Origin of the sequence: Nocardia puris, assembly GCF_003315035.1 — a bacterium.
GTDB classification, from domain to species: Bacteria; Actinomycetota; Actinomycetes; order Mycobacteriales; family Mycobacteriaceae; genus Nocardia; species Nocardia puris.
In genome coordinates this window covers 224,617-236,680 of sequence record NZ_QNRE01000005.1, presented here as the reverse complement: position 1 = coordinate 236,680, position 12,064 = coordinate 224,617, and the positions used below count along the sequence as shown (strand labels likewise).

At 69.7% G+C, this 12,064-nt stretch carries 13 protein-coding genes; 6 read left to right on the top strand and 7 right to left on the bottom strand.

Translation table 11 applies throughout. The features are described 5' to 3' along the window. Positions 1–7: 7 nt before the first annotated feature. Positions 8–1,177 carry a 4-hydroxyphenylpyruvate dioxygenase gene (hppD, locus tag DFR74_RS16970; protein ID WP_067506320.1) on the bottom strand — a complete coding sequence of 390 codons (1,170 nt, stop codon included), beginning with the start codon at positions 1,175–1,177 and terminating at the stop codon, positions 8–10. A gap of 156 nt (positions 1,178–1,333) precedes the next feature. Between hppD and DFR74_RS16965 the strand changes: the two genes are divergently transcribed. Then, entirely contained in the window at positions 1,334–1,858 is a 525-nt protein-coding gene (locus DFR74_RS16965; RefSeq protein WP_067506318.1) for an Lrp/AsnC family transcriptional regulator, read from the top strand. A gap of 28 nt (positions 1,859–1,886) precedes the next feature. On the opposite strand, the gene DFR74_RS16960 is transcribed toward DFR74_RS16965, so the two are convergent. Both DFR74_RS16960 and DFR74_RS16955 read right to left on the bottom strand, forming a co-directional pair. Next, on the bottom strand, positions 1,887–2,999 hold the full coding sequence (locus DFR74_RS16960) for a winged helix DNA-binding domain-containing protein (RefSeq protein WP_067506315.1): 1,113 nt from the start codon (positions 2,997–2,999) through the stop codon (positions 1,887–1,889). Positions 3,000–3,244: 245 nt separating this feature from the next. Then, positions 3,245–4,219 carry an NADPH:quinone oxidoreductase family protein gene (locus tag DFR74_RS16955; RefSeq protein WP_067506312.1) on the bottom strand — a complete coding sequence of 325 codons (975 nt, stop codon included), beginning with the start codon at positions 4,217–4,219 and terminating at the stop codon, positions 3,245–3,247. 189 nt (positions 4,220–4,408) lie between these two features. On the opposite strand from DFR74_RS16955, the gene DFR74_RS16950 reads away from it, so the two are divergent. Together DFR74_RS16950 and DFR74_RS16945 are read left to right on the top strand one after the other, a co-directional pair. Further along, positions 4,409–4,732, top strand: coding sequence for a type VII secretion target (locus DFR74_RS16950; RefSeq protein WP_067506308.1), 324 nt, complete (start codon positions 4,409–4,411; stop codon positions 4,730–4,732). Next, entirely contained in the window at positions 4,729–5,937 is a 1,209-nt protein-coding gene (locus DFR74_RS16945; protein WP_067506306.1) for a lytic transglycosylase domain-containing protein, read from the top strand. The genes DFR74_RS16950 and DFR74_RS16945 overlap by 4 nt, the downstream gene beginning before the upstream one ends. Positions 5,938–5,985: 48 nt before the next feature. On the opposite strand, the gene DFR74_RS16940 is transcribed toward DFR74_RS16945, so the two are convergent. After that, positions 5,986–6,999, bottom strand: a complete 1,014-nt coding sequence (locus tag DFR74_RS16940) for an aldo/keto reductase (RefSeq protein WP_067506303.1) — start codon at positions 6,997–6,999, stop codon at positions 5,986–5,988. Positions 7,000–7,121: 122 nt separating this feature from the next. Beyond that, positions 7,122–7,526, bottom strand: coding sequence for a MerR family transcriptional regulator (locus DFR74_RS16935; RefSeq protein WP_232331684.1), 405 nt, complete (start codon positions 7,524–7,526; stop codon positions 7,122–7,124). Positions 7,527–7,686: 160 nt separating this feature from the next. Here DFR74_RS16935 and DFR74_RS16930 point away from each other — a divergent pair, with 160 nt between their 5' ends. Continuing rightward, entirely contained in the window at positions 7,687–8,265 is a 579-nt protein-coding gene (locus DFR74_RS16930) for a Uma2 family endonuclease (RefSeq protein WP_067506297.1), read from the top strand. A gap of 41 nt (positions 8,266–8,306) precedes the next feature. Beyond that, complete coding sequence (locus tag DFR74_RS16925; protein ID WP_067506294.1) at positions 8,307–8,510, top strand: hypothetical protein; 204 nt, start codon at positions 8,307–8,309, stop codon at positions 8,508–8,510. A 184-nt stretch (positions 8,511–8,694) separates the two neighbouring features. Here DFR74_RS16925 and DFR74_RS16920 read toward each other — a convergent pair whose 3' ends face one another. Then, entirely contained in the window at positions 8,695–9,186 is a 492-nt protein-coding gene (locus DFR74_RS16920; RefSeq protein WP_067506291.1) for a SixA phosphatase family protein, read from the bottom strand. 189 nt (positions 9,187–9,375) lie between these two features. Between DFR74_RS16920 and DFR74_RS16915 the strand changes: the two genes are divergently transcribed. Next, positions 9,376–11,046, top strand: a complete 1,671-nt coding sequence (locus DFR74_RS16915; RefSeq protein ID WP_067506288.1) for an FAD-dependent oxidoreductase — start codon at positions 9,376–9,378, stop codon at positions 11,044–11,046. Positions 11,047–11,167: 121 nt separating this feature from the next. Here DFR74_RS16915 and DFR74_RS16910 read toward each other — a convergent pair whose 3' ends face one another. Continuing rightward, positions 11,168–11,941, bottom strand: a complete 774-nt coding sequence (locus DFR74_RS16910; protein WP_067506285.1) for an acyl-[acyl-carrier-protein] thioesterase — start codon at positions 11,939–11,941, stop codon at positions 11,168–11,170. Between the last annotated feature and the right edge of the window lie 123 nt (positions 11,942–12,064).

Below are 12,064 nucleotides of genomic sequence, written 5' to 3'. Positions count from 1 at the left end.
ACCGCTGTCACAGATTCCCGCGGGCCTGTTGTTCGCGTTCGATGGCCTGGAAGAGGGCCTTGAAGTTGCCTTTGCCGAAGCCGAGGGAACCGTGGCGCTCGATGAGTTCGAAGAAGACGGTGGGGCGGTCGGTGAGCGGTTTGGTGAAGATCTGCAGCAGGTAGCCGTCCTCGTCGCGGTCGACCAGGATGCCGCGGTGCTGCAACTCCTCCACCGGCACCCGGACGTGGCCGATGCGGGCGCGCAGTTCCGGGTCCTCGTAATAGGTGGCGGGGGTCGGCAGGAACTCGACGCCCGCGGCGCGCAGCGCGTCGACGCAGGCCAGGATGTCGGAGGTGGCCAGGGCGATGTGCTGCACGCCGGGGCCGCGATAGAACTCCAGGTACTCGTCGATCTGGGAGCGCTTCTTGCCCACCGCCGGCTCGTTGAGCGGGAACTTCACCCGGTGGTTGCCGTTGGCCACGACCTTGCTCATCAGCGCCGAGTACTCGGTGGCGATGTCGTCGCCGACGAATTCGGCCATGTTCGTGAAACCCATGACGCGGCGGTAGAACTCGACCCAGCGGTCCATCATGCCCAGTTCGACGTTGCCGACGACGTGATCGATGGCCTGGAACAGCCTGGTCCCCTCACTAGGTTCGGGTGCGCGGCGCGCGACATAGCCGGGGCGGTAGGGGCCGAAGTAGGCGGAACGGTCCACCAGGGTGTGCCTGGTGTCGCCATACGTCGCCAGAGCCGCGGTGCGTATGGTGCCGAGATCGTCGGTCTCGTCGTGGGGTTCGTCCAAGATGGTCGCGCCGTGCTCGCGGGCCCATGTCACGCAGCGGTCCACGTCGGGGACTTCCAGCGCGATGTCGACGACGCCGTCGCCGTGTTTGGCGTGATGCTCGATGAGGGGACTGTCGGGGGACACCGCGCCGGTCACCACGAAACGCGCCGCGCCGCTGCGCATCACGTACGCCTTGTGGTCGCGGTTGCCGGTCTCCGGACCGGAGTACGCCTCCAGCCGCATCCCGAACGCCGAGCGGAGGAAATGCGCGGTCTGCGTCGCGTTGCCCACCACCCAGACCAGGGCGTCCCAGCCGATCACGGGGAACGGATCGACGCTGTCGTCGTGGTCGACCAGTCCGACGAGGCCGCGCAGCTCGCCGTCGGAGGGCAGGTGCTCGATGGTCATACCCCAGGAAATCGCCACGGCTTACGGTAGGCAACTTCCCCGAAATTCTGTGGACACAGTGGCGGATTCGGCTAGCTGAGCGCGCTCGATGCTGGACAATTTGAATAGTAGAGAGCGGACACCGCCGTCCGCCCGCGCCCGATACCGGAGGCCGCCATGTCCCGCACCCCGGCGAAACTGGATGAGCTCGACCTCGCCATCCTCACCGCGATGCACGAATACCAGAAGGCCGGGATCCTGGAGCTGTCCCGCCGCACCAAGGTCGCGCGGGCCACCGTGCAATCCCGCATCGGACGGATGGAGGAGGCCGGGGTGATCGCCTCCTACGACCCGCAGATCGACGTCACCGCGGCCGGTTTCGACGTGCAGGCGTTCGTCACGCTGGAGATCGCGCAGGGCGCGCTCGACATCGTCAGCGCAGAACTCGACGCCATCCCCGGCGTGCTGGAGGCCTACGCCACCACCGGCTCCGGCGATGTGCTGTGCCGCCTCGGCGCCGACTCGCACGCCGGCCTGCAAGCGGTACTGCTGAGCATCGACCGGACCAGCGCGGTGGTGCGCTCGCACAGCGTGATCGTGCTGTCCACCGTGGTCGAGCGCCGGGCGCTGCCGCTGCTGCGCACGCTGACGCCGACCGGGAGCAGCAAGGCGCCGGCGTACCGGGAGGCGCGGGAGCGGTGAGGGTGGGCGAGAGGGTCCGCCGCAGCGCTCAGGGGCGTAAATCCGCGCCGACGTCCAGGATCTCCACGCGTGGGGTGAGATCGGGTTCCAGGAAGCCGAGCAGGGCGTGGGCCTCGGCGTCGAATTCGGTGCGTTCGGCGCGCGTCCAGGGGCGGGTCGGGGCGGCGCGCAGCTCGGCGACGCCCGCCTTCGGGAAGATCTTGTAGACGCCCGCGACGAAGCCGTCGATCAGCACCGACGACACGTTGATCCGGCTCCACGCGGGATGCGACGCGCCGCCCTCGGGGATCACACGCGCGCGGTCCTTGTGGGAGAGCAGCAGGTTGTCGTACCAGCCGAGCAGGCGGACCGGGGCGGGGCGATCGGGATCGGCGAGCGCGGCGTCGGCCGCGTCGTAGAGGGTGCGCCCGCGCGCGTCGGTGTAGGTGCGGACCCGCTCGCCGAGCTGATCGACGGCCTGTTTGATGCCGGTGAGCTTCGACCAGGCCTGCATGTCCGAGGTGGTGGCCGGGCCGAACGCGCGCAGGTAGCGCAGCAGGAGTTCGGCGAGCGGGTAGGTGGGGTCGAGCGGTGCGCCGAGCCAGGGTTCCACGCGTGACCACACCGGGCGGCTGTTGTCCTTCCAGCGTCCGCGCGGCGGCGTCTGCAACACCGGCAGCTGGTACAGCCAGGTCTGCAGCACGGCCCCGGCGTCGCGGTCCGGCCAGAGCTCGGCGGCGCGGCCGCGCATCTGGGAGGCGGCCATCGGCTCGTCGCCGAGCACTTCCTCACCCCGCGCACGCACCTCGTCGGGGTCCATGCCGACCATCGCGCCGAAGTTGAAACCCTTGCGGAACGGCACCTTCTCCAGCTCCGGCTGGATGTGCGGCGCGATGCGCAGCGCGTCGGACGGGGTGACCAGGTGCACCGTGCCGCGCATCAACGTGATGCGCACCAGCGAACGGTCGTCCAAACCGTCCGACACCGTCGACGGATCGAAATCCGCGATCCGGCTCCACAATCCGACGAAGGGCGGCGGCACGTCCTGGGCCTGCAACCCGATCAGGTGCTCGCACATCCGCGGCGTGGTGAGGGTGGAGCGTTCCAGCAGGTGCTGGCGCTCGAGCAGCGTGCGGTTGAGCACCCGGTCGGTGAGTGTCATGGTCGATGGTCTCTCGTTCGGCGGCGGTGAGGTCGGTGCCGGACCGGTCCGCTTCGACCGGCCCGGCCTAGGCAAGGTCCGGATCGAGCTGCGGCCACCGACCGGATGGCGGGCGGCCCGGTAGGGCGCCTCGAGGTCGGTGACCGCGCCGATGCCGCGCCGATGCGGGGTCTCCGGCGTCAGCAGGATCCGGCCACCACCCGGATCGGCGTTCTGGTCATCGGCGCGGCGGACGGGCCCGCACCTCAGCGCAGCGTGACGACGACCTTGCCGGTGGCGGTGCGGTTGTCCAGGGAGGCGACGGCGTCGGCGGCGCGCTCCAGCGGGAACAGCACCGGCTCGGGCGGCGCGATCTTGCCCGACGCCAGCAGCGGCTCCACCTCGGCCCACTGTTCGGCCAGGTAACCGGGGTTGCGCATGACCCATTCGCCCCACGCCGCGCCGACCACCTCGACGTTATTGAGCAGCAGGCGGTTCACCTTCACGGTGGGGATCTCCCCCGCCGTGAACCCGACGACCAGCAGCCGCCCGGCCGGGGCCAGCGAGCGGAGGCTGTCGGTGAACCGGTCCCCGCCCACCGGGTCGAGCACGATGTCGACGCCGCGCCCGCTGGTGAGTTCCTTGACCGCGGCGAGCCAGCCCTCGGTGAGCACCACATCGCTCGCGCCGTTGGCCCTGGCCACCTCGGCCTTCTCCGGCGTGCTCACCACGGCGATCACCCGGCCCGCGCCCAGCGCCGCGGCCATGCGCAGCGTGGAGGTGCCGATGCCGCCCGCGGCGCCGTGCACGAGCACGGTCTCGCCCTCGGCCAGCCTGCCGCGGTTGCGCAGGCAGAAGTGCACGGTCAGATCGTTGAACAGGATGCCGGCCCCCGCCTCCAGCGAGATGTTGTCGGGCAGGCGGAACACCATCGGCGCCGGAGCCACCGCCACTTCGGCGATCGCGTTGCCCAGCATCGTCAGCGCCAGCACCCGGTCACCGGCGCGCACCTGCGCGCCCTCGGGCGCCTCGCGGACCACGCCCGCCACCTCGCCGCCCACGACGAACGGCAGCTGCGGCTTCATCTGGTACAGCCCGCGCGTCATCAGCACGTCGGGGAACGCGACGCCCGCGGCGTGCACGTCGATCACCACCCCGCCCTCGTACCCCGCGGGTTCGGGGATCTCGACGACCTCGATGGCCTCGGGACCCTCCAGCTTGCTGACCTGAGCTGCGCGCATGTGCCGACCTCTCTGTCCGATCCGGCGGCCGTCGCTCCCGGCCCACGCGGGCCCGCCGCCGGAGACACCTCGACCAACATAACCGCCGCGACCGACACCGGCTGATCAGAGCGTCGAGACCCTCTCCTCGCGGGCCCGCCTTTGTTATGCTGGCCGCGACTTTCAGGTCGGGGAGATGGGGGATTTCCAATGGTCGAGGGACCGCAGGCCGGACAGCTCCAGGTGAATCCTGAGGCGCTGAAGACCTTCGCGAACACACTGTCCACCGGGGCCGGGACGATTCGCGGACTCAACGCGGGCAACGGGTTCGGCCCCGCCGCGGGCGCGCTACCCGGCACGGAGTTCGGTGCGTCGGTCACCCCGGCGACCGATGCGGTGAACACCGCGCTCACGCGGATCTCGACCCGGCTCGACAAGGTCGCCGACACCACCCGCAATGCCGCGGGCGCCTACGAGGTGGCGGAGGGCGACTTCGCGACCCGGTTGCAGACCATCGCCCTGGAGCTGCCATGACCCTCTCCATCGACGACGTCGCCGGCTGGCAGCCCGACCAGCTGGCCGCGGCGGGCACGGCGGCCTCGACCCTCTCACAGAACCTCGACACCGCCGTGCGCACGGCGTCCGACACGACCGCCCAGCTCGGGACCGAGAACATCTGGTCCGGCGCGGCGGCCGCCGCGGCGACCTCCCGGATGGACACCGAGAAATCCCGCGCGTCGGCGGTGAGCGCCGCGCTGCTCGAACTCTCCACCGCCTTCGCCGCCGAGGTCGGAAACCTGAACGAGGCCAAATCGGCGGTGCTGCGGCTGCGCGACCAGGCTTCGGCGGCCGGGCCCGTGCCCGCGGCGGGCGCGGGCCTGATCACCGGGTTCACCGTCAAACCCGACGGCACCGTCGACGCCACCGCCCGCACCACCGAACTGCTCGGCGATCTGACCGGCCAGGCGGCCGAGGACCTGCGCATCCGCATCGCGGCCGACGCCGCGAATTGGGAAACCCAGATCACCACGGCCCTGCAGACCGCGCAGAACGTCGCGACCGCCGCGAAGACCAAGGTGGACGCGGCCGTCGGCAAGCTGCAGGCCGCGGTCGAGGCGTTGAACGATCCGAGCCTCATCGCCTCCCCGTCCCCCGCCACCGACCCGGCGAGCACCACACCCGCGGCGACGCAGACCCCCAGCCAGACGCAGACACCCAGCCAGACGCAGACCCCCAGCCAGACGCAGACCCCCAGCCAGTCACCGTCGAACACGCCGAGCTACCTGATGTCGGGCAGTGGCGGCAACTCCGGATCGTCTTCGAGCACACCGTATTCCGGCTCGGGCGGTGGCTCCGGCGCGCCCAGCGGCCCGATGCCGACCGGCGAGGTCGCGGACTGGATCGCCGAGGCCAAGAAGATCCTCATCGAGATGGGCTACAAGCCCGAGGAGATCGACGAGCGCGCCATCGCGATGATCATCGAGCACGAGTCGAGCGGCAACCCGCACGCCGAGAACCGCTGGGACAGCAACTGGCTCAACGGCACGCCGTCCAAGGGCATCATGCAGACCATCGACAGCACGTTCAACGCCTACAAGGCGCCGGGCTACGACGACATCTGGAATCCGGTGCACAACATCGTCGCCGCCACCCGCTACTCGATCGACCGGTACGGATCGCTGTCGAACGTGCCGGGCGTCGCGGCGGTCAATTCCGGTGGGGCGTACCAGGGTTACTGAGCGCCGTCGCCGCGCCCGGCCCGGATCTCGGACCGGGCGCGGCGACGCTCACTCCCGTCCGGCGGAGGTGAAGGACATGTCCGCGTAGCGGTTTCCGGCGACCTGCTCCGCGATGGGCTCGAGGGTGGCCAGTTCGTCGGCGGTCAGGGCCAGGGTCGCGGCGGCGACGTTCTCCGCCAGCCGGGTGCGGCTGCGGGTGCCGGGGATCGGCACCACCGGCAGGCCGTGCGCGTCCGAACGGGCATGCACCCAGGCCAGGGCGACCTGCGCGGGCGTCACGCCGCGCGCCGCGGCGATGGAGTGCACCGGGGCCAGCAGTGCCGCGTTGCGCGCGGCGTTGTCACCGGAGAAGCGCGGCATCGCCTTGCGGAAGTCCCGACCGGCCAGTTCGCCAGCGGTGGCGAACGACCCGGTGAGGAACCCGCGCCCCAGCGGTGAGTACGGCACGAACGCGACACCCAGTTCGGCGGCCGCGGGCACGGCGGAGCGCTCCACGTCGCGGGAGAACAGCGACCACTCCGACTGCACCGCCGCGATCGGGTGCACGGCGTGCGCCGCGCGCAGTTCCGCGCCCGTCACCTCGGACAACCCCAGCGCGCGCACCTTGCCCGCCGCGACGAGTTCGGCCATCACGGCCACCGTCTCCTCGATCGGCACCCGCACATCGCGCCGGTGCATGTAGTACAGGTCGATGACGTCGATGCCGAGCCTGCGCAGGCTGCCGTCCACGGACTCGCGGATGTAGTCGGGCGAGTTGTCGAAACCCCGGAAGGCGGGATCGTCGGCCTTGCGCACGATGCCGAACTTGGTGGCCAGCACCACCTGCTCGCGGTTGGCCCGCACGAAATCGGAGAGGAATTCCTCGTTGTGGCCGGAGCCGTAGATATCGGCGGTGTCGAACAAGGTGATCCCGAGTTCGAGCGCGCGATCCAGCGTCGCACGCGATTCGTCCAGGTCACTAGGGCCGTAGAACTCACTGATGCCCATGCAGCCGAGCCCCTGAGCGCCCACCTCCAAGCCGTCCATGCCAAGGGCGGTGGTGGGCAGCGTCGTCGTAGTCATACGTCGTTTCCTTTCACGGTCGCAGGAGCACGAAGACTCCCGCACATGAACATCCAGCCGGGCACAGTCCTCACCTGTGGACCTGGCACCAATTGCCGAGCAATACGCCGAAGGCGTTGGCTTCACCCCTCGTAAATGGCGATCTTGTAGTCCAGGACGTCCACGGCCTGTTGCAGTTCGGCGATCTTGGCGAGTACGTCGGCGCGCGTGCGGCGGAACATCTCCAGTCGTTCAGGGAAGGTCTGCTCCCCCTCGCGCACGAGTTCGGCGTAGCGGACCATGTCGGCCACCGTCATCCCGGTGGTGCGCAATTTGCCGATCAGCGCGAGCCATTCCAGATCCCGGTCGCTGAACCGCCGCTTGCCCGCGTGATCGCGGCCGACGTAGTCCATCAGCCCGATCCGCTCGTACCACCGCAAGGTGTCCCTGGTCAGCCCGGTCCGCTCGGCCACTTCGCCGATCGAATACCGCGGCCGTTCCCGCTCCGCATTCCCCTCGGCCCGCACGCTCACACTCACCGCACTCACCCCTCTCCTCGAACCCACTCGACGCTATCCACCTGGAGCGCACTCCAAGCAAGCCCCATTCTCCCGTCCCCCGAGACGCGCCCTCTCGCGCTTGCTCGTCAGCCACGAGGACTGTGGGACACTGGATACGACTTGGGGGAGCGAGCTGAGGAGGGTGAGGGTGACCGCGCTACCCGAACCGTGGCGACTGCTGACGGTCGCCGACTATGAAGCGCTCGAGCAGGACGAACTGAATCGCTGGGAGCTGCAGGAGGGGAAGCTCGCGATGGCACCGTCGCCGACACTGGATCACAACATGGCGGCCGGCGAGCTCCTCTTCCAGATGCGTACACAGTTGCCATCGAGGTTGGCGGCCGCACTCGACATGGACGTCGATCTACAGCTGGTGCCGGGCGACCAGCCCGCGACGGTCAGAAAACCGGACCTCATCGTGATCGAGCGTCATGAGCGCGACCGGCTTCGCGGCAAGCGTGGAATCGTCCGCGCCGAGAGTGTGCGACTGGTAGTCGAGATCGTCTCTCCCGGCTCGCGCCGTATGGACTACGTCATCAAACGGGCCGAGTATGCCGATGCCGGCATACCGCACTACTGGATCATCGACCCGAGCTCACCGATCAGCGTGCTCGCGCTGCGCCTCACCGACGAACTCGGTTACGTCGAGGAATTCGAGGGGAGTGGCGCATTCTCCGTAGCCTCGCCCGCGCCGATGAAGATCGACCTCGACAGGCTGGCCGACTGACCTCTCCTTGTCGATCCCCCGAACCGGCCTACCCTGGTCGTATGGCAGGCAAAGACATAGATCGGATCCGGGCTCGGTCGGCTTGGGCGACGGTCAAGGAGAGTCCGGTGATCGCGGCTATCGCGGTGGCGCCGGTGGTGGTCGTGCTCGGGGTGGTGTGGTGGCTGACGAACGGCTTCGTGGCGTTCCTGCTGCTGGTGCTGCTCGGGGTGGGGGTCGTCGTGGGCGGCAAGCTGCTCAAATGAGCTGAGCCGGGTGGGGGGCCCGGAGTCCGCCCTCGGACGTAGCGTCGACGGCCCGTGATTTGTCGCGCGCGACGCGAGTCGACATGACCCGGCCGGGGCTACCCGCCGAGCGCGAGCGAGGTCGACGCGGTTGTCGAGACCCCTTGCGCCCGGCGAAGTTCGACCCCGCCGGGCGCGTCCGGGTTCAGCGGGGAATATGGAACGTCGTCAGTTCGCCCGAGCCCGGGTGGATTTCGGCCCAGGGGTGGTGGAACTCCAGGACGGCCAGCGCCGAGGTGGGGAACTTACGGCTCAGTTCCACGGCCGCGTCTGAGTCGCGGTTGGCGGCCAGTTCCCAAGCGGTCCACGGCATTCCGGGGGCGTGGCCGATGAGCATCAAGGTGCGCACGTCGTCGTCGGCGAGCTGCACCAATTCGATCAGCGTGTTGGGCGAGGCCTCGTAGATGCCGCGCTCGTAGACGACCGGCGCGGTGACGCCGGTCGCGGCCAGGGTCTCGCGGGTGCGCACGGCGGTGGAGCAGCGCACCGCGTCGATCGGCGGCTGTGTGGCCCGCAGCCAGTCACCCGCCAGCCCGGCCTCGCGTAGCCCGCGCGGGGCCAGCGGGCGCTCGTGATCGCCGACGCCCTCGGGGTAGCCGGACTTGCCGTGCCGCATGAGGATCAGGGTCCGCACCATGGACCTACCGTAGGCCGCCCCGCCGCGCCACCGTGCGACAGGCGGGAAAACGGCCCCGCATGAGGTACGCGCCACACTCGAGGCAAACTGAAAGCGGCGTCACATCTCGCTTCCCGCTCCCTGCGGCGCCGCTGGACCGTCCCCGACACAGGCGGCTCAGCCCACGTACGTCCCGAGGATCTGCACACTATGGCCTACGTAATCACGCAGCGTTGTTGCAACGACGCCAGCTGCGTCTCCGAGTGCCCGGTCGACTGCATCCGTCCCACCCCGGAGCAGCGGGAGTTCGCGACGACCGAAATGCTCTACATAGACCCGGACACCTGCATCGACTGCGGCGCCTGCGTGGACGCCTGTCCCGTGGACGCCATCGTCTCCGAGGACGATCTGACGGCCTCCCTCGCGCGGTTCCGCGAGATCAACGCGGCCTGGTTCGAACGCCACCCGCTCGAATCGAACTTCGACCCGCTCGCCACGCCGGTGCGCCCGCCCAAGAGCCTGGGCACGCTGCGCGTCGCGATCGTGGGGGCCGGTCCGGCCGCCTGCTACGCCGCCGACGAACTGCTGCGCCGCTGCGACGTGGAGGTCGAGATGTTCGACCGCCTGCCCACCCCGTGGGGCCTGGTCCGCGCGGGCGTCGCCCCCGACCATCCGGGCACCAAGACGGTGTCGGGCATGTTCGAATCGGCCTTCCGCCGCGAGACGCTCCAGTACTACTTGAATGTCGAGGTGGGCAAGCACATCTCGCACGAGGAGCTGCTGGCCCACCACCACGCGGTGATCTACGCCGTGGGCGCGGCCACCGACCGCCGCATGGGCGTGCCCGGTGAGGACCTGCCGGGCAGCCATTCGGCCACCGAATTCGTCGCCTGGTACAACGGCCACCCCGACTACGCCGACCGGCAGTTCGACCTGTCGGGCGAGCGTGCGGTGATCGTGGGCAACGGCAACGTCGCCCTGGACGTGGCGCGCGTGCTCACCGTCGACCCCGACGAGCTGGCCAAGACCGATATCGCCGATCACGCGCTGGAGGCCCTGCGGCACAGCAACATCCGCGAGGTCGTCGTGCTCGGCAGGCGCGGCCCGCTGCAGGCCGCCTACACCTCGCCGGAATTCCTGGCGCTGGCCCACCTGAAGGGCGTCGACGTGGTGATCGACGAGTCCGAACTCGACCTCGGCCCCGCCGACCGCGCCGCGCTCGACGACCCGGACGCCGAACCGTCGCTGCGGTTGAAGTACACCCTGGCCCAGGAGTACGCCGCGAAGTCCGCCGACCCGGCGAACAAGCGGATCGTGTTCCGCTACCTGGCCTCCCCCACCGCCGTCACCGGCGAGGACCGCGTGAGCGGGATCGACGTCGTGCGCAACGAACTGGTCGAGGAGGACGGCGCACTGGTCGCCCGCGCGACCGGCGAGACCGACCACCTGGACGCCTCCCTGGTGCTGCGCTCGATCGGCTACCGGGGCGAACCCGTCGCCGATCTGCCGTTCGACGAGCGCCGCGGCGTGGTGCCCAACGACCAGGGCCGGGTGATCGGCGCCGACGGCGCACCGGTGCCCGGGGTGTACGTGAGCGGGTGGATCAAGCGCGGCCCGCGCGGCGTCATCGGGTCGAACCGCGTCGACTCGGAGGAGACCGTCGAGCACGTCCTCGCCGACTTCATCGCCGGTGTGCTGCCCGCGCCCACCGCCGACCGCGCCGCGCTCAAAGAGCTACTGGCGCAGCGGCAGTCCGACCTGGTGGACCGCGACGGGTGGCGCGCCATCGACCACGCGGAGAAGACGGCGGGCAAAGCCGCCGGACGTCCCCGCGTCAAGTTCACCACCCGCGAGGAATTGCTGAAGGCCGCCCGCGGCTGACGGCGTTCGCGCCGGCCGGGACCACCCCGGCCGGCGCGGCGCTCAGGCCAACCGACATGGGCGCCCGTCCGACTGGGCACTCCGACCGACGCGGGCGATCAGGGCGGCCGGCACACCCGACTCAGGACGGCAGCGGCATGATCCGTACGACGGTCGTGGTGGTGTCACCGACCACGAACCACAGCCGCAGCACCGGCTTACCCGTGCGATCGCCGGGTTCGTAGCGGCTGCGCACGCTGATGTGCTGGCGCGCCCATACCGGCGCCAGGTATTCGATCACCGCGCGGTGCGGCGCGGCGACGAGCTTGGGGTATTCGACCAGGAACTGTTCCACCGCCTGCCAGTAACACGCGTTATTCACGTGGTTGTACTGGTCGATATCGGTGGCCCGGACCGGAAAGGGCAGGTCGGTGTCCGATTCGGGGGGCGTGGCGTCGGTCAGGTACGGCCGCCAGCGCAGCCGGTGCTCGCCGGTGGTGCGCGCCAGGTAGGCCAGGCCCTCGTCGCTGATGCGGGTGGGGCGGTTGGTGGCCTCGTTGATATTGATCCAGAAGCCCTCGGTCTCGATCAGCCCGCCGTTGCCGCTGGTGATGCGCACCCGCATGTTCGTCCACCTGGTCGACATGCTCGAGCACCACCGCAGCAACTGGACCTCGTCGGGCCAGGTGATCGGGCGGATGACGTCGATGACCGTGCGGCGCACGATCCAGGCCGGGTCCGAGCGATGCAGGAAGGTCCGATGCAATTCTTCCCAGGCGATATCCTGCAGGTATCTGGCGACGGCGTCGAACCGAAGCCGGTCGTACGCATCCACGTCACCAGCCCGGACGGGCCACGCCGAGGCAAAGCCTGAGCCCTCCTGGCCGAGCGGGGCGAGTGGCTGATCGAGTGACACTGGTGCTCCTCGCGCTGCACATCGTGCCGCGTCTTCTTGCGGTGCTGTTATGAGACGACTTTACGGGGCGTACGTCACACCCTCGCGCCGAGCCGCCCGTACTGACTGGTATACGCCCTACCC

Coding starts and splice junctions, on each gene's coding strand:
- hppD (WP_067506320.1), bottom strand. CDS start 1,177: ATGACCATCGAGCACCTGCCCTCCGACGGCGAGCTGCGCGGCCTCGTC.
- DFR74_RS16965 (WP_067506318.1), top strand. CDS start 1,334: ATGTCCCGCACCCCGGCGAAACTGGATGAGCTCGACCTCGCCATCCTC.
- DFR74_RS16960 (WP_067506315.1), bottom strand. CDS start 2,999: ATGACACTCACCGACCGGGTGCTCAACCGCACGCTGCTCGAGCGCCAG.
- DFR74_RS16955 (WP_067506312.1), bottom strand. CDS start 4,219: ATGCGCGCAGCTCAGGTCAGCAAGCTGGAGGGTCCCGAGGCCATCGAG.
- DFR74_RS16950 (WP_067506308.1), top strand. CDS start 4,409: ATGGTCGAGGGACCGCAGGCCGGACAGCTCCAGGTGAATCCTGAGGCG.
- DFR74_RS16945 (WP_067506306.1), top strand. CDS start 4,729: ATGACCCTCTCCATCGACGACGTCGCCGGCTGGCAGCCCGACCAGCTG.
- DFR74_RS16940 (WP_067506303.1), bottom strand. CDS start 6,999: ATGACTACGACGACGCTGCCCACCACCGCCCTTGGCATGGACGGCTTG.
- DFR74_RS16925 (WP_067506294.1), top strand. CDS start 8,307: ATGGCAGGCAAAGACATAGATCGGATCCGGGCTCGGTCGGCTTGGGCG.
- DFR74_RS16920 (WP_067506291.1), bottom strand. CDS start 9,186: ATGGTGCGGACCCTGATCCTCATGCGGCACGGCAAGTCCGGCTACCCC.
- DFR74_RS16915 (WP_067506288.1), top strand. CDS start 9,376: ATGGCCTACGTAATCACGCAGCGTTGTTGCAACGACGCCAGCTGCGTC.